General features: G+C 64.2%; 21 protein-coding genes. 12 read left to right on the top strand and 9 right to left on the bottom strand.

Going from position 1 to position 23,183, the window contains the following annotated elements; translation table 11 throughout:
* Window positions 1-177: 177 nt before the first annotated feature.
* Window positions 178-1,062: an N-acetylglucosamine kinase gene (locus tag LB568_RS04155; RefSeq protein ID WP_224729220.1), complete on the bottom strand. Its 885-nt coding sequence runs from the start codon at window positions 1,060-1,062 to the stop codon at window positions 178-180.
* Complete coding sequence (murA, locus tag LB568_RS04150; RefSeq protein WP_224729219.1) at window positions 1,059-2,315, bottom strand: UDP-N-acetylglucosamine 1-carboxyvinyltransferase; 1,257 nt, start codon at window positions 2,313-2,315, stop codon at window positions 1,059-1,061. The genes LB568_RS04155 and murA overlap by 4 nt, the downstream gene beginning before the upstream one ends.
* Window positions 2,316-2,518: 203 nt before the next feature.
* Between murA and LB568_RS04145 the strand changes: the two genes are divergently transcribed.
* The gene (locus tag LB568_RS04145) at window positions 2,519-3,379 is read left to right on the top strand and encodes a MurR/RpiR family transcriptional regulator (RefSeq protein WP_013896850.1); all 861 of its coding nucleotides are present in this window, start codon (window positions 2,519-2,521) and stop codon (window positions 3,377-3,379) included.
* Between the two features lie 8 nt (window positions 3,380-3,387).
* Here the strand turns inward: LB568_RS04145 and LB568_RS04140 are convergent, their stop codons facing one another.
* The gene (locus LB568_RS04140) at window positions 3,388-3,702 is read right to left on the bottom strand and encodes a hypothetical protein (protein WP_224729509.1); all 315 of its coding nucleotides are present in this window, start codon (window positions 3,700-3,702) and stop codon (window positions 3,388-3,390) included.
* 155 nt (window positions 3,703-3,857) lie between these two features.
* On the opposite strand from LB568_RS04140, the gene LB568_RS04135 reads away from it, so the two are divergent.
* Genes LB568_RS04135 through LB568_RS04125 form a run of 3 tightly spaced genes read left to right on the top strand, consistent with a single transcriptional unit; the run spans window position 3,858 to window position 6,857 of the window.
* Entirely contained in the window at window positions 3,858-4,688 is an 831-nt protein-coding gene (locus tag LB568_RS04135) for a substrate-binding periplasmic protein (RefSeq protein WP_224729217.1), read from the top strand.
* A 1-nt stretch (window position 4,689) separates the two neighbouring features.
* Window positions 4,690-6,051 (top strand): dicarboxylate/amino acid:cation symporter, encoded by a 1,362-nt coding sequence (locus LB568_RS04130; protein ID WP_224729215.1) that lies wholly within the window; start codon window positions 4,690-4,692, stop codon window positions 6,049-6,051.
* Window positions 6,048-6,857: an aspartate/glutamate racemase family protein gene (locus LB568_RS04125; protein WP_224729213.1), complete on the top strand. Its 810-nt coding sequence runs from the start codon at window positions 6,048-6,050 to the stop codon at window positions 6,855-6,857. Before LB568_RS04130 ends, LB568_RS04125 begins: the two co-directional genes overlap by 4 nt.
* Before the next feature lie 87 nt (window positions 6,858-6,944).
* On the opposite strand, the gene LB568_RS33645 is transcribed toward LB568_RS04125, so the two are convergent.
* From LB568_RS33645 to LB568_RS04105, 4 genes are all read right to left on the bottom strand, one after another.
* Window positions 6,945-7,166 carry a helix-turn-helix domain-containing protein gene (locus LB568_RS33645; protein WP_224729496.1) on the bottom strand — a complete coding sequence of 74 codons (222 nt, stop codon included), beginning with the start codon at window positions 7,164-7,166 and terminating at the stop codon, window positions 6,945-6,947.
* 71 nt (window positions 7,167-7,237) lie between these two features.
* A complete protein-coding gene (locus LB568_RS04115) occupies window positions 7,238-8,593 on the bottom strand; it encodes a glutamine synthetase family protein (RefSeq protein WP_013896845.1) in 1,356 nt (451 codons plus the stop codon).
* A 584-nt stretch (window positions 8,594-9,177) separates the two neighbouring features.
* Complete coding sequence (locus LB568_RS04110; protein ID WP_013896844.1) at window positions 9,178-9,876, bottom strand: GntR family transcriptional regulator; 699 nt, start codon at window positions 9,874-9,876, stop codon at window positions 9,178-9,180.
* Window positions 9,877-10,059: 183 nt separating this feature from the next.
* Entirely contained in the window at window positions 10,060-12,123 is a 2,064-nt protein-coding gene (locus tag LB568_RS04105) for a N,N-dimethylformamidase beta subunit family domain-containing protein (protein WP_224729211.1), read from the bottom strand.
* 412 nt (window positions 12,124-12,535) lie between these two features.
* Here LB568_RS04105 and ftsZ point away from each other — a divergent pair, with 412 nt between their 5' ends.
* A complete protein-coding gene (ftsZ, locus tag LB568_RS04100) occupies window positions 12,536-13,573 on the top strand; it encodes a cell division protein FtsZ (protein ID WP_013896842.1) in 1,038 nt (345 codons plus the stop codon).
* Window positions 13,574-13,694: 121 nt separating this feature from the next.
* Here the strand turns inward: ftsZ and LB568_RS04095 are convergent, their stop codons facing one another.
* On the bottom strand, window positions 13,695-14,420 hold the full coding sequence (locus tag LB568_RS04095) for an MgtC/SapB family protein (protein ID WP_224729209.1): 726 nt from the start codon (window positions 14,418-14,420) through the stop codon (window positions 13,695-13,697).
* A 57-nt stretch (window positions 14,421-14,477) separates the two neighbouring features.
* Complete coding sequence (locus LB568_RS04090) at window positions 14,478-14,636, bottom strand: hypothetical protein (RefSeq protein ID WP_013896840.1); 159 nt, start codon at window positions 14,634-14,636, stop codon at window positions 14,478-14,480.
* A gap of 223 nt (window positions 14,637-14,859) precedes the next feature.
* Between LB568_RS04090 and LB568_RS04085 the strand changes: the two genes are divergently transcribed.
* The 7 genes from LB568_RS04085 (at window position 14,860) to LB568_RS04055 (ending at window position 23,181) form a co-directional block, all read left to right on the top strand.
* Window positions 14,860-15,834: a sugar-binding transcriptional regulator gene (locus LB568_RS04085; RefSeq protein WP_224729495.1), complete on the top strand. Its 975-nt coding sequence runs from the start codon at window positions 14,860-14,862 to the stop codon at window positions 15,832-15,834.
* A 45-nt stretch (window positions 15,835-15,879) separates the two neighbouring features.
* Window positions 15,880-17,325 (top strand): ABC transporter substrate-binding protein, encoded by a 1,446-nt coding sequence (locus tag LB568_RS04080; protein ID WP_013896838.1) that lies wholly within the window; start codon window positions 15,880-15,882, stop codon window positions 17,323-17,325.
* A 270-nt stretch (window positions 17,326-17,595) separates the two neighbouring features.
* Window positions 17,596-18,519 (top strand): carbohydrate ABC transporter permease, encoded by a 924-nt coding sequence (locus LB568_RS04075; RefSeq protein WP_023764804.1) that lies wholly within the window; start codon window positions 17,596-17,598, stop codon window positions 18,517-18,519.
* Window positions 18,520-18,528: 9 nt separating this feature from the next.
* Window positions 18,529-19,386, top strand: coding sequence for a carbohydrate ABC transporter permease (locus LB568_RS04070; RefSeq protein WP_013896836.1), 858 nt, complete (start codon window positions 18,529-18,531; stop codon window positions 19,384-19,386).
* A gap of 2 nt (window positions 19,387-19,388) precedes the next feature.
* Window positions 19,389-20,507 (top strand): ABC transporter ATP-binding protein, encoded by a 1,119-nt coding sequence (locus tag LB568_RS04065; RefSeq protein WP_224729207.1) that lies wholly within the window; start codon window positions 19,389-19,391, stop codon window positions 20,505-20,507.
* Window positions 20,504-21,628 (top strand): ABC transporter ATP-binding protein, encoded by a 1,125-nt coding sequence (locus LB568_RS04060; RefSeq protein ID WP_224729206.1) that lies wholly within the window; start codon window positions 20,504-20,506, stop codon window positions 21,626-21,628. The genes LB568_RS04065 and LB568_RS04060 overlap by 4 nt, the downstream gene beginning before the upstream one ends.
* On the top strand, window positions 21,628-23,181 hold the full coding sequence (locus LB568_RS04055; RefSeq protein WP_224729204.1) for an FGGY-family carbohydrate kinase: 1,554 nt from the start codon (window positions 21,628-21,630) through the stop codon (window positions 23,179-23,181). The genes LB568_RS04060 and LB568_RS04055 overlap by 1 nt, the downstream gene beginning before the upstream one ends.
* The last annotated feature ends 2 nt before the right edge of the window (window positions 23,182-23,183 follow it).

Genomic DNA, 23,183 nt, shown 5'->3' with positions numbered 1-23,183 from the left:
GGTGCTTTCAAAAATCGTGCTACTTGACCGGCGTCGAGCATGGCTTCCCGCCCGGTACCCTGCGCACACGGACGCTCGATCCATCCGTCGTCGCCTTGTTCCTCTGTTAACTTTCTAGAATTGGATATTCGTATGGTCAACAGAGATTGGAATAATTTATTCTGCCTGGGTGAGGCGCTATCGTCCGCGGGCGGACCGCCTGGCCAGGATGATCGCGCCGGACACGGCATCGCCGTCGGCGGGCTTCAGCCGGCGCCGGACATCGGGAGCCAGCCATGGTTCGAGCGGGCTGGCGAGGCCGCCCAGCAAGGTCACGCGCGGCGCACCTTTCTCGAACAGCACCCGTACCAGCGTATCGATCTGCTCGGCCGCGCTCTGCACCATGCGCCGCCCTGCCGGGTCGCCCTGGTCGGCATGGCGCATCACCATCGGCGCCAGCACTGCGTAGTCCGTGGCGCTGGCGCGGTCCATCCAGGCGACCGCTTCCATCGGATCGTTTTCGAAACGCTGCATCACCTCCGCCAGCAGCGCCGTCCGCTCGTGCCGGCCGTCATGGGCGCGCAGCGCCAACTGCACGGCTTTCAGGCCAAGATCGGCGCCGCTGCCTTCGTCGGAGATCGGAAATCCATAGCCGCCGACGCGCAGGTCGCGGCCCTCGACGAAGCCGAGACCGATCGAGCCCGTGCCTGCAATGACGATGGCGCCGTCCTGGCCGGAATGCGCGCCGAGGCAGGCGCCGACGCCATCGCTGACGAAATCGATGCTGGCAAACGGATGCGCGATCGCCCGCAATGCCTCCAGCGCGCCCTTGCGGCCGATACCGGCAAGGCCGATGCCGGCGCTGACACGGGCGGTGTCGGCCGGCCCGAAACCGGCCTCCTCGACCGCCGCGTCAAATGCCCTGGCAATGGAGGCCCAGGCAGTATCGATGCCGAGCCGCGTCGTCGCCGGGCCGGACAGGCCCTGTCCCAGCACGGTTCCATCCGCGTCTTCGATGCGGGCCCGGCAGCCGGTGCCGCCACCATCGACGCCGAGGAAATAATCGGAGCGGCCGCTGCTCATGCGCTCAGCCGCTCGATGTCGGCGCCGCAAAGGCGCAGCTTGCGGTCCAGCTGCTCGTAGCCGCGATCGAGGTGATAGACGCGGTTGATGATGGTCTCGCCCTGGGAGACCAGCGCCGCCAGCACCAGCGACACCGAAGCGCGCAGGTCGGTGGCCATCACCTGCGCGCCGTGCAGTGTCTCGCCGCCGCGCACCAGCGCCATGGTTCCCTGCAGCTTGATGTTGGCGCCGAGGCGCATCAGCTCGGGCACATGCATGAAGCGGTTTTCGAAAATGGTCTCGCGCAGCAGCGACGCCCCCTCCGCACAGCACATCAGCGCCATGAACTGCGCCTGCAGGTCGGTCGGAAATCCCGGATAGGGTTCCGTCGCCAGGTCGACCGCCTTGAGCGGCCGCTCGCGCGATACGATCAGCCCGCGATCGCCCGGCCAGACGCTGACGCCGGTGGCCTCCAGCAATTGCACCACCGAAGCCATGTGTTCGAGCCGGGCATGGGTGAGCTCGAGCTGGCCGCCGGTGATCGCCGCGGCAATGGCATAGGTGCCGGCCTCGATCCGGTCCGGGATGATGTCGTGCCGGGCCGCTTGCCAGGAAGTGTCGCCGGCGATCAGGATGCGGTGCGTGCCGGCGCCCTCGACGCGCGCGCCCATGGCGTTGAGGCAAGCGGCGAGATCGGCCACCTCGGGCTCGCGCGCCGCGTTGAGGATCTCGGTTTCGCCCTTGGCCGTGGTTGCCGCCATCATGGCGGTTTCCGTTGCCCCGACCGACGGCGAACTGAGCACGATGCGCGTGCCGGTCAGTCCGTTCGGGGCCGAGGCGACGATCGAACCGTTTTCGATGGCGATCCTGGCGCCCAAGGCTGCTAGCGCCGAAACATGCATATCGACCGGCCGCGCGCCGATGGCGCAGCCGCCCGGCAGCGAAACCCGGGCGTGGCCGAAGCGCGCAAGCAGCGGTGCCAGCACCAGCACCGTCGCCCGCATCTTTCGGACCGTGTCGTAGGATGTCTCCTTCGAAACGGCGGCATTGGTGTCGATCGTCGCGGCATGCGCCGATCGTGTGACTTCGGCGCCGTGAAGCCTCACGACGCCGAGCATGTTCTCGACGTCGGTCACATCGGGCAGGTTGGTCAGTTCGAGCGGGTAGGGGCTGAGCAGGGCGGCCGCGATCTGCGGCAGAGCGGCGTTCTTGGCGCCGGATATGGTGACCGCGCCCTGCAGCCTGTGCCCGCCGACGATCCGCAATCTGTCCATGGCTGAAACCTTGTGCGACGAAAGCCGGGCGTTCAGGTCCGTTCAGAATCCGGATTTCGACCCGATCCAGTTCGAGAATTAATTCTGCGTTCTTGGCTGTCAATCGAAATTGGAATAATTTATTCCTTGGTTCCATAGGCTGCCAGCCACGAGCGATGACAACTGGCTGTCGGTGTGCGGGACCGAAAAGCGCGAGGGAATCCGTGTCCGTTCTGAACAGGATCAATGCGAAGCTCGACGGCATGGCGACCGGCGATCGCGAGATCGGCCGGTACATCGTCGACAATCCCGACCAGATGCTGCGCCTGTCGACGGCGGCCCTTGCGGCCGAGATCGGGCGCAGCCAGTCCAGCGTCGTCAAGTTCAGCCAGAAGCTCGGCTATGCCAGCTACCAGGAGCTCAAACTCGCCGTCAGTGAGGCCAAGGCGCAGGAATGGCAGGTGCCGGCCGGCTTCATCCACGGGCCGATCGAGGTCGGCGACGGCTACCAGGTCATCGTGAAGAAGCTGGTCGGCAGCAAGCTTCTGTCGATGCAGCAGACCGTCGCCGCCAATACAGAGCGTATCATCACCAGGACGCTGGAATTGCTGGACGGCGCGCGCCGCATCCATCTGGCCGGCGTCGGTGCCTCCTCGCTGGTGGCGCGCGATTTCTCCTACAAGCTGATGAAGCTCGGCCGCAATGTGCTGCATGACAGCGACAGCCACATCCAGATGGCCAATGCCGCGACGCTCGGGCCCGGCGACGTGCTGTTCGCGCTCTCCTATTCCGGCGCCAGCATCGAAACCCTGCGCATCGCCGAGCTTGCCTGCAAGCGCGGCACGATGGTGATCGCCGTCACCGGCCTGCACGACAATCCGCTGAGCCGCGTCGCCGACATCCGCCTCTACACCATCGCCGACGAGGAGCGTGCGCGCTCCTCGTCCATTACCGCGCGCGACGCGCAGCTGGCGCTGACCGACCTGTTGTTCATCCTTTTGGTGCAGAGGCAGCCCGACGCCAACGACTATGTCCACAACAGCGAGGCGGCGGTCTCGGTGCTGAAAGCCGAGCGATCCTCCTAGCAATCAACTCACCCTTGGTGCCGCACGCCCTTGGCCAGCAAGTAGACGAGGTACGGCCCGCCGAGCTTGATGGTGGTTGCCGTCTTCGAGCCGGTCATGGTCTTCTTGGCGACGACACCGTCGACCCGCCCGATGGCACCGCCTCCAGCCTCGCCCTCGACCACGACAGGCTCGAGTTGAGTGCTGGTTTGCACGGCCTGCGCGGAGACGGCCATCGGCGGGATCGTCGCGGCCGTGGCGAAACTGGCCGCCAGAAGCGCCTTCATCCGGTAAAGTCTGCTCATCAGGAAATTCCCACTTGCGTCGTTGAGATACTTGATCATTTACCCCAACTCCAACCGCCGGCGTGATGTTGTGCTGCTTTGCCCGTTATGTAGAAAGAGCACAATGTAAAATATACGCTTACTTAACCTCCGCATGCATACTGCGAACTGGGCAGACTTGCTTTCTTGCTCTCCCGCATGAATTGAGAATGCGCATGTCGGTTACGCGTCGTACGCTGCTTATGGCCGGAAGCGGTGGGTTGCTGATCTCGCAGGCTCAGGCGGCCAGCACTCAGGCGCAGAACGCCCCAAAGCCCGTCGCGAGCGGCGATGCGCTGCGTATCGCCATGCCGTCCTTCGCTTCCAATCCGTTCTTCCCGGCTGACGGGCAGGGCGACAATGGCATAGACATGGAACTGGCCCACGGCATCGCCGCGCAGCTTGGCGTGGAGCCGGTGTTCGACCGGTCGGCCGCAACGTTCGACGGCATGGTGAACCTGGTGAGTTCCGGCCAGGCGGACCTGGCGATCGGCAAGCTCAGCCGGACCCTTCTGCGCGGCCGGTCGATCGTCTATTCCCGGCCCTACGCCATGCTTCGCCAGGGGTTGATCGCCAACCGCCTCAACCTGGCACGAATTGCGCAAGGCAAGCCACCCGAGCAGATCGTCCGTGACTTCTCCGGCGATCTCGGCGTTATCGAGGGCTCCTCATTCGCCACCTATGCGCCGGCAACCTTCCCGCACGCACAAATCCGCCGCTTCGCGAGTTGGGATTTGATCATCGATGCGATCCGCAACGGGACGCTCGACATGGCCTATCGCGACGATTTCGAGATCAAGAAGCTGATGGTAGACGACCCGTCGATGACGGTCGTCGCACGCTCGATCACGCTGACGGACAAGGTCGACACCATTGCAGTCGGTGTGCGGCCGGACAATCCGCATCTCGCGGCCTTTGTCGACCTCTATCTCGATCTCGCCCGGGGCCAGCAGGTGCTCAACACCGACGAGATCATCGCCCGCTATCGCCAGGGGAGCAAAGCCTGACATGGCCATCTCCGACGTAGCCGGCTCCGTGCCCTTCGATTGGCGCCTCGCGGCAAGGCGCATATTGCGCTCGCCCGTGACGACGCTCGCGATGATCGGGGCAGGGATACTCTGCGGTCTCTATTATCCGGACTTTGCCCATGCGATCAGCCCGATCGCGCAGCTCTACCTGAATTTCCTCAAGATGGTCGTCCTGCCTTACCTGGTTTCGTCGGTCATCTTCTCCATCACGTCGATGGTCCAGGACCCCAAATCGGTTCGTTACCTGGGCAAGGTGGGTATGGCCGTGCTGGTCGTGTCGTTCCTGGGCGTGCTGGTAAGCGGCACCTTGTCGCTGATCCTCCAACCGGGCCAGATCGAGAACCCGCAGTCGCGCATCGAACTTGGCGAGTTCATCAATTCGCAGGGCAGCGTCTCCACCGATCTCGCCTTCCCGTTCCAGCCGCCATCCAATGAGGGCGCTGACGGCGGGCATTCGATCCTGCTCGATCTGGTGCCGAACAATGTCTTCAACGCGCTGGCCTCGGGCCAGACCATCCAAGTCCTGCTGTTCTGCCTGCTGTTCGGGCTCGCCATGGGAAAGATTCCCCAGCCCACGTCCATGAGTCTTTCTCAGGCGCTCAACGCGGTCTACCGGGCCTGTACGGTCCTCACCAACTGGTTCATCTGGGGATTGCCCTTCGCAACCTTCATCCTGATCGCGGACCAGACCGCGTCGACCGGAACCAAGCCGCTCATGCTGATGGGCGGTTACCTGCTGGTCATGGGGCTTTCCTGCCTCCTATTCGTCGCCGGCGCCTTTGCCATTATCGCCATCCGGTCGCGACGAAGCTACTGGACGACGATCAAGACCTGCCAGCCCCTGCTCATGGTGGCCATCACCACGCGTTCCACCGTCGCTTCGCTTCCCTGGGTCATCAACCTGTTGAGCGAGCGCCTGCGGTTCAGCCTGGTGGTCGTCGAACTGCTGGTGCCGCTGCAGGCGGCATTGCTGCGCACCGGCCCGGCGCTGCTCTACACCTCGGGCACCCTGTTCATCGCCCAGCTCTACGGCCATCCGCTCGGCGTGCCAGACCTCGTGCTCGTCGGCATTGCCTCCGCGCTTCTCGCGCTCACGACCGGCGGCATGGGCAGCCTGCTCATCCTGTCCCAGATGTCCATCGTCTGCGGCTACCTGAAGCTTCCCTTTGAAGCGGCGTTCGCCCTGTTCGTCGCGGTGGATGCGGCCGTGGACACGTTCATGACGCTGGCCAGCGTCTGCACCGTCGCGGCGAGCACGGCAATGATCGCTCCCAGCCACAGGGAGACGACGCAGCCGGTCGAAACCGTCTCGGGAGAGCTCGAAGCCGAGCCCGCCCGATGATCGACGACAGCATCCGTCCCCAGCTCGGCATCATCGGCGGTCTCGGGCCGCTAGCATCGGCCGACTTCTACTTCAAGCTGACCCGAATGACCCAGGCGGTCAGGGACAACGACCATGTGCCTGCCGTTATCCTCAGCGTACCCCAACTGCCCGACAGGACCGAAGCGATCCTCGGCAACCACGACGGACCGCTGGCGGCTCTGAACGCCGCGGTCTCGACGCTCAATGCGCTCGGCGTTAGCTGTATCGCGGTACCATGCAACACCGCCCATCATTGGTACGACCAACTGGCGGCGAATTCGCAAGCGCGGATCCTCCATATTGGCGACGCGGTGGTGGCGGAAACACGCCGTAGCTTGGACCGAGGCCGGGTTGCGATTCTCGCAACGCGGGGCACGCTGGTTTCCGGCTTCTACCAGGACAGGATGTCGGCGGCGGGGTTTGGGCTCTGCCTTCCCGCGAACACCGAGTTTCAGCAGTGCGTCGACAGCGCGATCAGCCTCGTCAAGGCCGGTTCGATCGCGGACGCGGCGATCGAGACCGAGCGCGCGCTCGATATCGCGCAAGCGGCCGGCGCCGATGCTGCCCTTCTCGGCTGCACCGAACTGTCGGTGGTGGCCGCCAGCCTCAACGATGTCAGCGGATTGGTCGTCATCGACAGCAACGCGGCCCTGGCGCGAGCCTGTCTGACACGGTTGGGCTTCGGTGCGCAGGACGCCCGGGGCCTGCCGACCGTATCGCGGCTGCCGGGACATGAACGATCCCTGCGCGCCAGTCCGGTCAGGCTGGCTCAGCCCTATGGATAGATGCCAGCCGATCGATATCGGCCGCGGCGAAATGGTGCTGGAACGTGCGCATAGAAATCGATGCCCGGTTCCGTGAAGGCGGAAATGTCACGGCTTGCCGGCGCTCTTCATCCCTGCGCCGGGCGTCACGCCGACCACCGCCTTGAAGACGTGCGTCAGATGCGCCTGGTCGAAGAAGCCGGTCGCCTCGGCGATGTCGCCGAGCGAGGCGGTCTCACGCGCCATCATCGCCTTGGCCCTGTCGATCCGCGCCTGCATCTGCCAGCGGTGCGGCGGCACGCCCGTTGCCGCCCTGGTTGACCACTGTATCGCAAGTCGCTGCTTGGCAGTCTGCCGGAAGGTCGCCCGGAACGGGTGCCGTAGCGGCCGGTCAGCGGGGCCTAGACGCTTTCGAGATAAGTCTCGATCTCGAAGTCGCTGACATTGAGGGCGAACGTGTTCAGCTCCTGGCGTTTGCAGGCGATGAAGGAGTCGCGCAGGATCGCCGGGAAGATCTCCGCAACATGCGTTCCACTTTCGAACGTCGCGATCGCCGACGCCCAGTCCGGCGGCAGCTTGGCTGGGACAACGCCTTGTCCATCGCTGCCTGTCGGCTCGCCCGGCGACATCTGTCTTTCGATGCCGACCAGTGCCGCGCCCAGTATGGCGGCCAGCACGAGATAGGGATTGGCGTCCGCTCCCGACACGCGATGCTCGATGCGGCGCGCGGCGGTCGGGCCGCCGGGAATGCGGATCGCGACCATGCGGTTCTCGTAACCCCAGGCGACAGCGGTCGGCGCATAGGAGCGCGGGCGAAGCCTGCGGTAGGAGTTGAAGTGCGGTGCGAACACCAGCGTGCTCTCGGCCATTGCCGCGAGCAGCCCACCGACCGCGTGGCGCATGGTTTCCGAACCCTGATCGGTGCCGTCGTCGAACACGTTGCGCCCTTCGGCGTCGACCACGCTGAAATGGACGTGAAAGCCGTTGCCGGCCCGGTCGCCATAGGGTTTTGCCATGAAGCAGGCGGCAAAGCCGTGCTTGCGGGCAATGCCCTTCACCGTGCGCTTGAACAGCACGGCGTCGTCGGCCGCCCGCAGCGCGTCCGCGACATGGTTCAGATTGATCTCGAACTGGCCGACGCCATTTTCGGCGATCGCCGTATCGACGGGGATGCCTTGCGCCCGGCAGGCCTCATAGACGTCGTGGATGAAGGCCTCGAAGTCGTCGATCTCGTCGATCGACAGCGCCGCGTCGGAATCGAGGCGCCGCCCGGTGACCGGCGAGACTGGCCCGACCGGCCGCTGCGATTGCGGATCGACCAGGTAGAACTCAAGTTCCGTTGCCGCGACCGGGGTCAGGCCGAGCGCCTTGTAGCGGTCGAGGATGCGGGCCAGCGCCCGCCGGGGATCGCCGAGATAGGGTGAACCGTTTTCGTCGGCGAGCCAGAGCGGGACGAGCGCCGTCGGATGCGCCGTCCATTCCACCGGCAGAATGCCGCGTCCCGTCCACTGGCAAAGTCCGTCCGCGTCGCCGGTCGAAAAAACCAGCGTGTTGCCCTCGATGTCCTCGCCCCAGATATCCAGCCCGATCAGCGAATAGGGCATGCGCAGCTTGCCCTCCAGCGCCTTGCGCGCCTGCTCGACGGGGATGCGTTTTCCGCGCATGACGCCGTTGAGGTCGCACACCGCCGCCCTCAGGCTCTGTATGTCGTTTCTGCTTTCAAGCCAGCTCAACACGTCCGCAATTGCATCGCTCAATTTCAAACCTCTGGTTTTCGAAGGTGCCCAAGCCCGGCTGGCTGCGCTAATCCCTGGTAAAAATGCTTATGAGTTTTTGGGAAGCATATCCGGCAGATGCCGGATAGTTTTCCTTATTTTATCAACTCATTAGCTGGGATGTCGGGAGGCATTTCAAAACCAATTGCGCGATCTGCGATCGCAACATAGAGGCAAGAAGGTGGAAAGCCAAGGGGCATTCGAGCTGTGGTGTCGGCCCGCAGTTCTTGGGCGGATGCTGGTCCTCCGGCAGGAAGTCTTGACGGATCCCCTTGCGTTGATGGACCGCATGCCTTGCGACTAGCGGAAACATCAATGATTTCGTCATCCACGGGCGGAGCAAGGAGCGAAACGACGCGGCGCAGACCCGAGGATCCATGCCGGGACTCACAAGCGTCACTGCGGTCGAGAATTCTGCTCCGCTGCACCTGTCAGCAACGTCACGGAATGGATCCTATGGTCTGCGCCGCGTCGCTCCTTGCTCCGCCATAGAATGACGAAGTTGGGAGACTTCAGCCAATCTCCAAGGTGAAAAGAACCATAGCCGCCTGTCGGAAGTCCCAATCCTAGCTCCTGGATTCCGGAAATCTGGCTTGCCGCAGGATGTGCGCGGCGCCTTCGTCGATGTCGCGAACGATGGCCGCGCGGGCGCGCGTCGCGTCCTGGGCCTCGATCGCCGCGACCACCTCCTCGTGATAGTCGATGTCGAGGATGGAGGAGAGATCGTCTTCGAAGCCCATGGCGAGGTTCCTCAGGAAGGGGCCAACCTGCATCCAGACGGTCTCGATCAGGAAGATCATCTGCTCGTTGCCGCAATGGCGATAGATCGAGAATTTGAAGTCGTGGTTCTTCCTGAGATAGTCGTCGATATCGCCTTCGCGCGCCGCGAGAGTGAGTTCATTGCAATGGCGTCGGATCGCGCGCAGATTGTTGCCGTTGATGCGTTTGGTCGCAAGTTCGGTCGCCGAGCCTTCGAGGATCGTGCGCACGGCGGTCAATTGCGAGAACCGTTCGGCCGAAATGACGGGCACCTCGACGCTGCCGTTCGGCATCGGGCTCAACGCCCGCAGTGCCTGCAGCCGCATGAAGGCGCTGCGGACCGGCATGTCGCTGGTGCCGAGCTCCTTGGCGAGCTTGCGCGAGGTCAGCCGCTGGCCGGGCGCGAACTGGCCGGACATCAGGGCTCGCACGAGCTCTAGATAGACCTTCTCATGCAAGGGGACGGTGTCGACGGCGGTCAACCCGAATTGTGTTCTGTCGGTCATTGGCGGGGGCGCTACTTCGCTCGTTCTGAAATCTGGCCTGACGACAACAGCCGCGGACGGGGCATGATAGACGCCTCGATCATCGACCGGCAAGCCAACGCGCGATGCTGCGGGCGGGTGAGGTCGCGGTTCTCGGCCGGCAGTGACGCGGTTCCGTGATGCCGCTCGCCGGCGCGAGAACGCTCATCGATCAGGGTTCGCCCGACCCTTTGTCGCCGCCAGATGCGTCAGCAAATTCTTCGTGATCCTGCCGACGTCGTTCATGGCGTCGCCGGCAGGCAATGCGCCGCACCAGGCGACCGAACTCGCGCAGAAAATCAGACCGCCCGAAGGCAGATGGCGCAGCGTCATCTCCGCGCAGCGCCGAGACGCGCGTTCGTCCGCGCCGCCCTCGTACCAGCGCGTCGCGTCGTGGACGAAGCTGTCGGGGAAGCCGGTCGCGCGGGCAATGACTATCGTATCGGGAGAGGTGCCAAGATGCGGGTCGGTGGCGTCGACCTCGTAGCCGGCAGCACCCCCAAGCACGATGCCCTCGTCGCCGAAGGTCTCGCTGGCGACGCCGTCGAACAGCCATGCCGCGGAAGCGTCATGGCTTTCCGGCGTGCGTGTAAAGGGCCGCGCGGCATCGAAACCCATCAGCGAAATGGCGACGCCGGTCAGCGAGAATTCGCCGCGCCCGCTGGCGCGGAGATAGCCGCCCGGCTGGTTGGTGATCGACAGCGATTGTTCGGCGATCGGCCCGTCCCAGGTCCGGGCCGCCTCGAGTGGCGAGCGGCGCAGTTCCATCAGATCGCCGTGGAACGCGACCTTGCCGGCAAAGCCATTGCCGCCGAGATAGGCGATGCTGCCGCCAGCCGCCGCGAACTGGCGCAGCGCATGCTCCATCGCGACCGACATGTATTCGGGATGGCTGCCGGTGATGACCGCCCGGTAGCCGTCAAGGCCAGCAACGCCCCGCTCATGCAGGTCGCGGTCGGTGATGAGATCGAAAGCGATGCCGTTGTTGTGGCAGAAGCGCAGAAAATGCAGGTCGACCGGCAGATTGTGGGGACAGCCGCACAGCGGATAATTGTAATCGTCGCGCAGCGTCGCCTTCGGCTTTTTGTAGGACGAGATCGACACGCCGCTGAGGTCGCTGTGATAGTCGTAGAGCGATTTCAGATTGTTATTGATGGCGAAGCGATGGCCGCGATCTTCGCACATCCATTCGTAGAGATACGCCGGCAGGAATTCATCGGCATAGGCGAGATAGGTGGCGGTCGGCACCAGGAACAGCAGCGGCGCCCGTTGTGCCGATGAGGGTGCCGACGAGGTGATGAAGAAGACGATGCGCTCCGATCCACCGCCATGCCCGACCTCGAAAGCATAAACGCCGGCAGACGCTTCCGCCGGAATCTGCAAATGGTATGAGGCGGGCCACTGCAGTGCGCCCATGTCGTCGTCATGGCAATGCACCGCGTCGTAATGCGACGGCACCAGCCTTGGATCGAAGCTCGATCCGTCCCAGCGGCGCGAGGTCATGCAGAACGCCGGCTGGTTGACCGTTTCCAGCAAGAGGGCGCTATCGCCGCCTGTCGAGGCGATCGGGCCGCTCGGCAGCAGGGTGGGGAAGGTCCAGACAATGCGCCTGGTTTCGCTTTGCAGCGCGATCGACGAGAATTTGGCGTTGAGCGACCTGACGTCGTTTGCCGCGCTGGCGCCGAAGACCATGTCACCGGACGCGGACCAGGGCCGATCGAATCGATGATGCAGGCGAAACGGCGACAGCAGGTCGTCCGAGCTTATCTGTAGTGCCGTCCCGCTGCCATCGAGCGAAATCTCGACCGTCAGCCAGGTGTTTGCCGGCAAGCTCTGCCCGGTTTCGAGCGGCTTGCCGTCAACGCCTGACGTCAGCCGCCCGTCCTGCAACCCTAGGCGCAAGTTTCCGCTTTCGAAGAGCACGCGGACACCGTCATTGCGGGTCAAATACACCTCGAAGGCGACACCGGTGATTTCCGCAGCCTTGGCCAGTTCCGACGCCGCGATCTTCAGGAAGGACCCCTGATCGAAGTCGCGATGCGACGGGGCATTCCCGGTCGGTTCGACATGCCAGTCCATGAACTCGGCTGTGTCGAGCCGCACGATCCGCACATCGCGCGCCGGCCGTGACGACGAGACATGGAGCGCGATAGGCGTCCCGGCCCCCGTGTGCCAGGGTACCGTGTAGCCTGAAACGGCCATGGCGCCATGATCGACGGGACGTTTCATTTCCGCGATCCCGGCCTGTGTACTTCCTCGGAGGGCATACTGGACAAATCGCTCGCATCCCTGCTTTTCGCAAGCAGCTTTTACGACAATGCGGCTTTCATCGCAGGCGGAATTGTTCGCGCTCATGTCGATCATGGAGGGGGCGACCCAGCCACGTTTCCGAGCGCAAGGCGTCCTGAAAAGCCACCGGACCGCGCCCGATCGCCGGGGCCGGACAGGTCGGTCGCGCGAGGTCGGCCCCTTCATCATAAATCTTGAGCTTGCGCGGTCTTGCACCTCTGGCCGCTCTCTGGCTTTTTGGGGTACCCACTTGGGCGGACTGATTCGCGTCGTGCCGCCCGGTTGCATTGCCCCCAAAGGACATGTGCGGGTGGGCCGTGAAGCGCGCGCAATTCATGAAGGAGAAAGCGGCATGGCAGAGTTCACAAAGCCCGAGATCTCCGAGATGAGACCGAAGATCACCGTCATCGGCGTCGGCGGCGGCGGCGGCAACGCCATCAACAACATGATCGCGGAGCAGCTTCAGGGAACCGAGTTCATTGCCGCCAACACCGATGCGCAGGCGTTGACCATGTCGAAGGCGACGCGGCTGATCCAGCTTGGCGCTCACGTCACCGAGGGGCTGGGCGCCGGATCGCTTCCCGAGATCGGCCGTGCCGCGGCCGAGGAGTCGCTCGACGAGATCATGGATCATCTGGCCGGCACGCATATGTGTTTCGTCACCGCCGGTATGGGCGGCGGCACCGGAACCGGCGCTGCGCCGATCATTGCGCAAGCGGCGCGCAAGGCCGGCATCCTGACCGTGGGCGTTGTCACCAAGCCCTTCACCTTCGAGGGCAGGCGCCGCATGCAGATGGCCGAAGAAGGCATCGAGCGGCTGCGCGAGGCCGCCGACACGGTGATCGTGATCCCCAACCAGAACCTGTTCCGGATCGCCGATGCCAAGACCACCTTCGCCGACGCCTTCGTCATTGCAGACCGGGTGCTCTATTCCGGGGTCAGCTGCATCACCGATCTCATCGTCAAGGAAGGCCTGATCAATCTCGACTTCGCCGACGTCAAATCGGTGATGCGCGGCATGGGCCGCGCCATGATGGGAACCGGCGAGGCGTCCGGCGAAAGCCGTGCCATGAAGGCGGCGGAAGCCGCGATCGCCAATCCGCTGCTCGACGAGGTGTCGATGAAGGGCGCCAAGGGCGTCCTGGTCTCGATATCGGGCGGCAGGGACATGACCCTGTTCGAGGTCGACGAGGCCGCCACCCGCATCCGCGAGGAAGTCTACGAGGACGCCGATATCATCGTCGGCGCCATCTTCGACAAGAGCATGGAAGGCCGCTTCCGGGTTTCGGTGGTGGCGACCGGTCTCGACCGCGCACTCGGTGTGGGCGATGCCGATGCCGGCATCGCGCATGACCATTCCATGCCGCCCGCCGCGCGGATCTTGCAGTAAGGCTCTGCTCGATTTCGATGGACCGGACGGCGGCTGCCCGCGGAGTAGAGCGGGCGCCAGTTTGCGTGCAGGGCGTGGCTTCCCCGGCGCGTAGGCGCGTCGGCCAGCAACGCTCGGCCAATCAGGAAGCCTTCTCGCCGATCAGTTCAAACCGCTCGACCTCGCATTGTCGGGCGACCAGCGCCAGGATTTCCGTCGACGGTTCGATCGCATCGGGCTGTTTCCACTCGATATTGAACGAGTACACGAAGCGGTCCCGGCCGGGATCGTGCTCCATCATGGCGAGGCGCGCGCCGTAGCCAAGCGGTCGCACCATCTCCTGAAGGTCGGGCGGGGATCCATCCGCCCAGGAGACCGACAGGATCGCACGGTGGTCGCGCGCAATCCTGAGGTCGACCCATTTCAGCGCCTGAAGCGTAAAAAGGGTCAGCAGGGTCGCAACTCCCGCAAGGCCGAACTGGCCGCCGCCAAACGCCAGTCCGATCATTGTCATGATCCACATCGTGGCGGCGGTGGTGACGCCGGTCACAAGATCGCCGCGGCGAAGGATGGCGCCGCCGCCGATGAAGCCGACGCCCGTCAGGACGCCGAGCGGAAACCGCAGCACATCCATGCGGGCGAAGAAGTCCGCTCCCTTGCCCGTCGTGTCGAGCAGCAGGTTGGCCTGGATCATGGCGATCGCGGCCGCAAGGCCGACAAGGATGGTCGTCCGAAGCCCGGCGGTGTGGCCGCGCGCTTCCCTGTTCAGGCCGATCAGGAAACCGGCGAGCATGGTGAGCAGCAGGCGTGCGGCGAGATCGGGCCAGGTCGGGTGAAGCGGCATATCGCAGCAAAACGGCTCGAACATCGTTGGTTCCTTGTGGGCGGGATGCTTCCCGCCCTCAGTCAACACCTCGCGCACCGGTCACCGGATGGCGAAAGTCAGCACCAATGCCAGCACGACGATACCGACCAGGCCGGCGATGAAGATGATGCGCTGCGTGCGCGTGCGCAGGATGATTTCGCCTTGCCGTGCATTTTTTCCGGAAAAAACCGGTCCTTCCCTGTCACGATCCTTGCTCATGACATGCTCCTTCCTGGCCCCGCGCCTTCTGGCCCGTGCCTTCCTGGCATGCCGCGACACCGGGATGTCGATCTAAAACCTTTTCTCGCTCCCGAAGTTCCGGCGGGACGCCCGGGCAGCTCCGCAAAACCACGCCGCCACGCGATTTGAACGGCGACGCTTGACTCTGGCGAAGCCTTGTGAAAAATTTTGCAGCAACTGATAAAAATATCATAGGGTGGAAATGGTAGGGTTCGGCAACGGTCTCCTGCGCGACGATGAAAGCAGCATGGCGGCGCGCGCCGCCTGGCTTCATTACGCCGGCGGCATGACCCAGTCCGAGGTTGCCAAGCGCCTGGGGCTGACCAGCCTCAAGGCCCATCGCCTCATCACCAAGGCCAACCAGGAAGGGCTGGTGAAGGTCTATATCGACGGCGAAGTTTCGGAATGCGTCGAACTTGAGGACGAACTGTCCCGCCGCTACGGCCTCGACTACTGCGAAGTCGTTCCTGATTTTGACGCCGAGGATCTGCCGCTCAAGGCGCTCGGCATCGCCGGCGCGCAGTTCCTCAAGCGCGAGATCGAACGCGGCGAGCAGGCGCTGATCGGCGTCGGTCATGGCCGTACGCTGGCCGCCTGCGTCGAATATCTGCCGCGCACCTCGACCGACCGGATCCGTTTCGTTTCGTTGCTTGGCGGCCTGACGCGGAAATTCTCGGCCAATCCGCATGATGTCATCCACCGCCTCGCCGAGCGCACCGGCGCCGAAGCCTATGTGATGCCGGTGCCGATGTTCGCCAACACAGCCGAAGATCGGACTGTCCTGCTCGGCCAGAAGGGCATCAGCGAGGTCTTCGACCTCGCCAGATCCGCCGATCTTTTGTTCGCCGGTATCGGCACCGCCGAACGTGAGGCGTCCCTGGTCGCCACCGGCATGATCGAGAAAGGCGAGATGGAGGAGATCCGCCGAAATGGCGGCGTCGGCGAATTGCTTGGCCATTTCTTCGACGGCGCCGGCAATGCGGTGGCGACGACGGTTTCCAACCGGGCGCTGGCTTTGGCGCGTGAGGACATTGCCAGCCGCCGGATCGTCGCCGTCGCCGGCGGCAAGATCAAGGTTCGTGCCATCAAGGCGGTGCTGGAAGGCCGCTATCTCAAGGGCCTGATAACCGACGAGCGGACGGCACGATCGCTCGTGGAAGAGACGCCGGTCGGGTAGCCGGCAACCGTTCAGTTGAAACTACCCTGTGGAGGAGAAAACGAAATGCATGAGAAAGAGAAAGACCTCATTGACGCCTTCCTGCGCGGACAAGTCGACCGTCGCGGACTGATCAAGGGCCTGGGTGCGATGGGCCTTGCCGCCGGCACCGCCGGCACGCTGCTCAATCTGGGGCAGACCCGAGCGCTCGCCGCCGACTTCGACTGGCAGGCGCACAAGGGCAAGACCATCAAGCTCCTGCTCAACAAGCATCCCTATGCCGATGCCATGATCGCCGATCTGGAGAACTTCAAGCAGCTGACCGGCATGAACGTCGTCTATGACGTGTTCCCCGAAGACGTCTATTTCGACAAGGTCACGGCGGCACTGTCGGCAAGCTCGCCCGAATATGATGCCTTCATGACCGGTGCCTACATGACCTGGACCTATGGTCCCGCTGGCTGGATCACCGACCTCAACGAATGGATCAAGGACCCGGCCAAGACCAACCCGAACTATGCCTGGGACGACTTCCTGCCCGGCGTCAGGAATTCCTGTGCCTGGAACGGCAAGCCGGGCGGCGCGCTGGGTTCGGAGGACGCCAAGCAGTGGTGCATTCCGTGGGGCTTCGAGCAGAACAACATCACCTATAACAAGGGAATGTTCGACAAGGCGGGCGTCAAGGTCCCCGGCAACATGGACGAGATGGTGGCCGCCGCGGCCAAGCTCACCAAGGATGTCGGCGGCGGCGTCTACGGCATCGGCGTGCGCGGCTCGCGCTCCTGGGCGACGATCCATCCGGGCTTCCTGTCGGCCTACGCCAACTTCGACCAGAAGGACTTGAATGTATCGGCCGACGGCAAATTGTCGGCCGCCATGAACACCGCGCAATCCAAGGCTTTCCACAAGCAGTGGGTTCAGATGATCCAGGAGAGCGGCCCCAAGGACTGGTCGACCTACACCTGGTATCAGGTCGGAACCGATCTCGGCGCCGGCGCCTCGGCCATGATCTTCGACGCCGACATCCTCGGCTACTTCATGAATGGCGGCGACAACAAGATGGCCGGCAAGCTTGCCTTCGCCTCCTTCAAGGCCAACCCGGATGCCAAGGCGCCGACGCCGAACATCTGGATCTGGTCGCTGTCGATGTCCAACTTCTCGAAGGACAAGGACGCTACCTGGTACTTCATGCAATGGGCCTCGGGGCCGGAGCATGGGCTGTTCGGCGCCACCAAGATGGACTTCGTCAATCCGGTCCGCCAGTCGGTCTGGAAGGACGAGATGTTCCGCGAGAAGCTGAACAAGAGCTATCCGGGCTACGTCGAGATGTTCGACGCCTCGGCGCCGGGCGCCAGCATCAAGTTCACCGCGCAGCCGCTGTTCTTCGACCTCACCACCGAATGGGCGGCAACGCTGCAGAAGATGGTGTCCAAGGAGGTGCCGGTCGACGAGGGCCTCGACAAGCTGGCCGAGAGCATCAACGGCCAGCTCAAGGAGGCCGGTCTCGGTTAAGTCGCAACGAGGACCGGCCTGCTTGGCGGGCCGGCCCTCGTCACACTTTTTCTTGTTTGCGATGCGGTGCCTTGAGCATCGGACCCAAAAGTGGAAACCGGTTTTGGGAAAATCCGATGCTCGAGAAAAAGCGAGCATCGGACCCGAAAGTGGAATCCGGTTTTGGGAAAATCCGATGCTCGAAAAAAGCCCGCCATTTCGCCCGACCGGTCGCCTTGCTCCCTTGGGCGGCCGGCAGGGGCGAAGCGACAGTAACAACGGAGCATCTCGATGACTGCGGTGGTATCGCAAAGGCACAAGCCATCCGGCTTCAGGATCAGCAAAAGGGTGCTGCCCTATGTGCTCAGCCTGCCGGCCTTGCTGGTCTGCATCGGCATCCTGATCCCGTTCTTGACCTCGGTGGTCTACTCGTTCCAGCGCTACCGGCTGAGCCAGCCCTGGGCGCGCCAGTTCAACTGGGGCGACAACTACATCTCCTTCTTCACCGACCCGAAGTTCTGGAACACGCTCAAGGTCTCGCTGCTCTATGCCGGCACCACCGTCGTGCTGGAACTGCTTCTGGGCCTCGCCATCGCCCTGCTGCTGCAGAAGCGCTCGACGCTGAACAATTTCATCTCGATCATGCTCCTGATGCCGCTGATGACGGCGCCCGCGCTTGCCGCGCTGATGTGGAAGCTGATGACCAATCCCGGCTTCGGCGTGCTGAGCTATCTCGCCAGCCTGATCGGCCTGCAGGATTTCCGCTGGGCCTCCTCGCCGTCGACGGCGCTGTTCACCGTCGTGCTCGTCGACATCTGGGTCTACACGCCCTTCATCATGATCCTGCTGCTTGCCGGCCTGCGCAGCCTGCCGACGCAGCCTTTCGAGGCAGCCGCGCTCGATGGCGTGCCGCGGAGCTTCGTCTTCTTCCGCATCACGCTGCCGATGCTGACGCCCTATATCCTGACCGCGACATTGTTCCGGCTGCTCGATTCCATCCAGCAGTTCGACATCATCTATGCCATGACGCAGGGCGGACCGGGCGACACGCTGACCGTCTTCCAGGTCGAGGCCTATCTCAATTTCTTCCAGTCGACCAATGTCGGCCGTTCGGCGGCGCTGATGATCATCCTGTGGGCGATCACCTATTTCCTCTCCAACATCTTCATCAAGAACTGGCTGCGGCTGCGCGAACGCGCCCGTGGGCAGGCATAGGAGGCGGCGATGGAACACACCTCGCTTCTCGAACGCATCCTGCGCGGCGTGGCGCTGACGCTGGTGGTGATCTTCTTCATGTTCCCGATCGTCTGGATCTTCATGATGTCGTTCCAGACCAACGAGACCATCCTGCGCATTCCCCCGCAGCTGATCTTCGAGCCGACGCTCGCCAACTATACCGCGCTGATCACCGGCAAGCTGATGACCGCCGCAGGCACGCTCGACATCGCCTTCATGCGCAATTTGTGGAATTCGGTATTCCTGTCGGTGACATCCGTCGCGGTCTCGCTGCTGCTCGGCGTGCCGGCGGCCTACGCCTTTGCGCGGCACAAATTCCGCGGCTCGGAGGACATCGCCTTCACGCTGCTGTCGTTCAAGTTCGCACCGGCGCTGCTGGTGCTCCTGCCGCTCACCCTCTATTTCCAGAAGCTCGGGCTCGCCAACACCTATATCGGGCTGATCTGGGTCTACCAGCTGATCTGCCTGCCGCTGATCCTGTGGATCGTACGCGGCTATTTCGAGGATATTCCGGCCGACATCGAATATGCCTATCGCATCGGCGGCCATTCCTGGTTCGCCACCTTCCGCAAGATCGCGCTGCCGCTCGCCGGCCCCGGCATCGCCGCTGCCGGCCTGCTCGCCTTCATCTTCGCCTGGAACAATTTCGTCTTCGCGCTGGTGCTGGCCTCGGCCGACAAGCAGCCGGTGACGGTCGGCGCGCTTGCCTTCATTACTTCCTCGGGCATCCAGTACGGCCAGATTTCGGCGGCCATCGTGCTCTCGATCACGCCGACCCTGGCGCTCGCGCTTTATGCGCAGCGCTATCTCGTCGAAGGCCTGTCGCTTGGCGCGGTGAAAGGATAGATATGGCCAGCCTCGAACTGAAAAATGTGGTCAAGCGCTACAAGAGCCAGACCGTCCTCGACAATCTGTCGCTGACGGTTGCCGACGGCGAAACCCTCGTCCTGTTCGGGCCCTCGGGTGCCGGCAAGACGGTGCTGCTGCGGCTGGTTGCCGGCGTCATCGACCCAGACGAGGGCAAGATATTCATCGGCGGCGACGACATGACCGATGTCGATGCGGAATTCCGCGGCGTCGGCATGGCGTTCCAGAATTTCGCCCTGTTTCCGCATATGACCGCCTTCGACAACATCGCCACGCCGCTCGCCGCCAAGCGTTCGTCGCAAGGCGCGATCAAGGCCGGCGTTGAGAGCGTCGCCAAGCTGCTGAAGATCGCCCATGTGCTCTCCCATAAGCCACGCGCGCTCTCCAATGGCCAGAAGCAGCGTACGGCTCTTGCCCGCGCCCTGGTCGGCTCCCCGCCGCTTCTGCTGCTCGACGATCCCTTGCGCAATGTCGATGCCAAGCTGCGTTTCGAGATGCGGCTCGAACTGCCGCGGCTGCTCGCCGATCGCGGTGCCACCGTCGTCTACGTCACCCAGGACTACAAGGAAGCCATGGCGCTCGGCGACCGCATCGCGGTGATGTCGCAAGGCGTCATCAGGCAACTCGGCACGCCCGAGCAGATCTATCGCGAGCCGGCCAATATCGAGATTGCGCGGCTGTTCGGCGATCCCACCATCAACCTGCTCGACGTCAAGCCCGCGCGCGACGCCAAGGGCATCTATGTCGGCCTGTCCAACGTTCAGGTCCATCTGGCCGGCGCCTACGAAACCGCAGTCGGCCGTGACTGCGTGATCGGCCTGCGGCCCGAAGCGCTCGGCTTCGTCGAGGAAAGCGTGCCCGGCGCCATTCCGGTGACGGTCGAGGCTGAGACGCCGCTCAACGAAAAGATCGTCACGCTGGTGCGCACCGTGCGCGGCCGCGAGGTCCTGGTCTCGCGTCCGGCCGGAACGCCGGGCCGCAGCGAAGGCAAGGCCCATATCGCCGTCGACGGCAAGAGCGCCTTGCTGTTCGATCAGGCGAGCGGCGATCGCATCGGCTCCAAGAACGTCCTCAATCTGCGCAGCGGAGAAGCGGCATGAGCCCGAGCGCACTCACCATTTCCGGTGTCGACAAGTTCTATGGTCCGATCGACCGGGGCGTTCATGCCGTCAAGAAGCTGACGATGGAAATCGGCAAGGGCGAGATCGTCGCCCTGCTTGGCTCGTCGGGCTGCGGCAAGACCTCGACGCTGCGCATGATCGCCGGCTTCGAGGAGGTGTCGCGCGGTGCGATCTCGGTCGGTGGCCGGCAGGTGCATACTCTGCCGCCGGTCAGGCGCAACGTGGCGATGGCCTTCGAGGGCTATTCGCTTTATCCGCCGCTGACCGTGCGCGAGAACATGGCCTTCGCGCTCAAGGCGGCGAGGCTGCCGAAGAGCGAGGTCGACGCCAAGGTGGCCAGCATCGCCAAGCTGCTCGAGATCGAGGACATACTGGAGCGCTATCCGAGCTCCATCTCCGGCGGCCAGCAGCAGCGCGCCAGTCTTGGCAGGGCGCTGATCCGCGAGGCCGACCTGCATCTGCTGGACGAGCCGATGGGTCAGCTCGAACCGCAGCTTCGCGCCGTGCTGCGCGGCCGCATCAAGCACTTCATCAAGGAGCGCGGCCTGACCGCGATCCTGGTCACCCACGACCAGACCGAGGCCAATGCGCTTGCCGACCGCATCGCGGTGATGGAGGGCGGCGTGCTGCAGCAGTTCGACACGCCGGACCAGATCAAGGAGCGTCCCGCGAACCTGTTCACCGGCACCTTCGTCGGCGAGCCGCCGATGAACGTCTTCGAGGCCTATGTCGGCGCCACTGCCGGCCGTATCAGCCTGCGGCTGCCGGACGGCCTGTCGCTCGACTACGACAAGGACGCCTTCAGCGCTCCGGTCCGCGATCAACTGCTGGGCCGCGAGCGGGTCGTCATAGGCATCAGGCCCTACGCCGTGCGGCGCTCGAAGGAGGGCGTTCCGGCCAGGGTCTCGGCCAACCAATGGCTCGGCGACCAGACCCATATAGCGGCGGACTTTGCTGGCGGTTCGCTGGTCCTCGTCGAACATGACCGCACGCGCTTGGATCTGGGTGCGCCGATCAACGTCAGCATCGATCCCGGGAACCTGCACGTCTTCGATCAGGCGAGCGGCGAGGCCATTTCGCACGGCATGGAGCTTGCTTGATGCGTGACATACTGATCGGCATCGATGCCGGCACGTCGATCATCAAGTCGATTGCCTTCGACACGGCAGGCCGGCAGATCGCCGCCGCCGCGCTGCCGAACCACTATGAGACATTGCCGGGCGGCGGCGCCGAACAGGATTTGGCGCGAACATGGAGCGATGCCGCCACGACCTTGCGCCAACTCGCCGACAAGGTGCCCGATCTCGCCAGCCGGACCGTGGCGATCGCGGTGACCGGGCAGGGCGACGGCACCTGGCTGATCGACGGCAAGGGCGAGCCGGTGGCGAAGGGCTGGCTCTGGCTCGACGCCCGCGCGGCGGCAATCGTCGAGGAAATCCGCGCGCGGCCGCAGGATCGGCTGCGCTTCGAAAAGACCGGCAGCGGGCTCGCCGCTTGCCAGCAGGGCTCGCAGTTCGTGTTCATGAAGCGCAACATGCCCGAAACGCTCGGCAAGGCGGCAACCGCGTTCCACTGCAAGGACTGGCTCTATTTCAAGCTCACCGGTGAGCGCGCCACCGACCCGTCCGAGGGAACCTTCACCTTCGGCGACTTCCACACCCGCGACTACAGCGACGAGGTGCTCGACGTGCTCGGCGTCGCCGATCTCAGGCATCTGCTGCCGCCGATCGTCGACGGCACAAGGCACAGCACCGGTCTGTCGCAGGCGGCGGCGGACGCCACCGGCATGCTGGCCGGCACGCCGGTGGTGCTCGGCTATGTCGACGTTGTCTGCACCGCGCTCGGCGCCGGCCTGCTCGACCGCGAGCGCAAGCCCGGCTGCTCGATCATCGGCTCCACCGGCATGCACATGCGGCTGGCCGAAACCCCCGACGACGTGCAGCTCAATCAGGCGGCAACTGGCTACACGATGGCGATGCCGGCCCCCGGCGTGTTCGCCCAGATGCAGTCGAACATGGCGGCGACGCTCAACATCGATTGGGTCCTCGGGCTTGCCTCGGGCATCCTCGCCTCGCAAGGCATTTCGCGCAGCAATGGCGAGATGATCGCGCTGGTCGATGCCTGGATCGCCGCCTCGCAGCCCGCCTCGCTGCTCTACCAGCCCTATGTGTCGGAAGCCGGCGAGCGCGGGCCGTTCGTCGATGCCAATGCCAGGGCAGGCTTCGTCGGCATTTCCTCGCGGCACGGCTATGCCGACCTCGTCCGCGCCGTCTTCGAGGGGTTGGCGTTCGCCGCGCGCGACTGCTACGCCGCCATGGGGCCGCTGCCGCGCGAAGTCCGCCTCACCGGCGGCGCCGCCAGAAGCCCGGCGTTGCGCAAGATCCTTGGTGCCGCGCTGGGCGCCGACATCCGCACCAGCGCGCGCGAGGAGGCGGGTGCCGCGGGCGCGGCGATGATCGCCGCTGTCTGCGTCGGCCTCTACCCGTCCATGGACGCGTGCGTCGGCGAATGGGTGACGCCGCTGCTCGGCGATGCCGAGCCGAGCGACCGCAGCCTCGCCGCGATCTACGACAAGATGACCCCATCCTACATGTTGGCGCACCAGGCGTTGCGGCCGGTCTGGCGCGCGATGGCTACAGTGCAGGCAAATTGAGA

It is taken from the genome of Mesorhizobium sp. B263B2A (assembly GCF_020165775.1).
Lineage (GTDB): Bacteria > Pseudomonadota > Alphaproteobacteria > Rhizobiales > Rhizobiaceae > Mesorhizobium > Mesorhizobium opportunistum.
Note: the sequence above shows the minus strand (reverse complement) of the source record. Positions and strands in the feature narration are given on the sequence as shown.

What these genes read in the sequence shown, in the direction of transcription:
- LB568_RS04155 (WP_224729220.1), bottom strand. Translation starts at nt 1,062, where the DNA reads ATGAGCAGCGGCCGCTCCGATTATTTCCTCGGCGTCGATGGTGGCGGC.
- murA (WP_224729219.1), bottom strand. Translation starts at nt 2,315, where the DNA reads ATGGACAGATTGCGGATCGTCGGCGGGCACAGGCTGCAGGGCGCGGTC.
- LB568_RS04140 (WP_224729509.1), bottom strand. Translation starts at nt 3,702, where the DNA reads ATGATCAAGTATCTCAACGACGCAAGTGGGAATTTCCTGATGAGCAGA.
- LB568_RS04135 (WP_224729217.1), top strand. Translation starts at nt 3,858, where the DNA reads ATGTCGGTTACGCGTCGTACGCTGCTTATGGCCGGAAGCGGTGGGTTG.
- LB568_RS04130 (WP_224729215.1), top strand. Translation starts at nt 4,690, where the DNA reads ATGGCCATCTCCGACGTAGCCGGCTCCGTGCCCTTCGATTGGCGCCTC.
- LB568_RS04125 (WP_224729213.1), top strand. Translation starts at nt 6,048, where the DNA reads ATGATCGACGACAGCATCCGTCCCCAGCTCGGCATCATCGGCGGTCTC.
- LB568_RS04110 (WP_013896844.1), bottom strand. Translation starts at nt 9,876, where the DNA reads ATGACCGACAGAACACAATTCGGGTTGACCGCCGTCGACACCGTCCCC.
- LB568_RS04105 (WP_224729211.1), bottom strand. Translation starts at nt 12,123, where the DNA reads ATGAAACGTCCCGTCGATCATGGCGCCATGGCCGTTTCAGGCTACACG.
- ftsZ (WP_013896842.1), top strand. Translation starts at nt 12,536, where the DNA reads ATGGCAGAGTTCACAAAGCCCGAGATCTCCGAGATGAGACCGAAGATC.
- LB568_RS04095 (WP_224729209.1), bottom strand. Translation starts at nt 14,420, where the DNA reads ATGTTCGAGCCGTTTTGCTGCGATATGCCGCTTCACCCGACCTGGCCC.
- LB568_RS04090 (WP_013896840.1), bottom strand. Translation starts at nt 14,636, where the DNA reads ATGAGCAAGGATCGTGACAGGGAAGGACCGGTTTTTTCCGGAAAAAAT.
- LB568_RS04085 (WP_224729495.1), top strand. Translation starts at nt 14,860, where the DNA reads ATGGTAGGGTTCGGCAACGGTCTCCTGCGCGACGATGAAAGCAGCATG.
- LB568_RS04080 (WP_013896838.1), top strand. Translation starts at nt 15,880, where the DNA reads ATGCATGAGAAAGAGAAAGACCTCATTGACGCCTTCCTGCGCGGACAA.
- LB568_RS04075 (WP_023764804.1), top strand. Translation starts at nt 17,596, where the DNA reads ATGACTGCGGTGGTATCGCAAAGGCACAAGCCATCCGGCTTCAGGATC.
- LB568_RS04070 (WP_013896836.1), top strand. Translation starts at nt 18,529, where the DNA reads ATGGAACACACCTCGCTTCTCGAACGCATCCTGCGCGGCGTGGCGCTG.
- LB568_RS04065 (WP_224729207.1), top strand. Translation starts at nt 19,389, where the DNA reads ATGGCCAGCCTCGAACTGAAAAATGTGGTCAAGCGCTACAAGAGCCAG.
- LB568_RS04060 (WP_224729206.1), top strand. Translation starts at nt 20,504, where the DNA reads ATGAGCCCGAGCGCACTCACCATTTCCGGTGTCGACAAGTTCTATGGT.
- LB568_RS04055 (WP_224729204.1), top strand. Translation starts at nt 21,628, where the DNA reads ATGCGTGACATACTGATCGGCATCGATGCCGGCACGTCGATCATCAAG.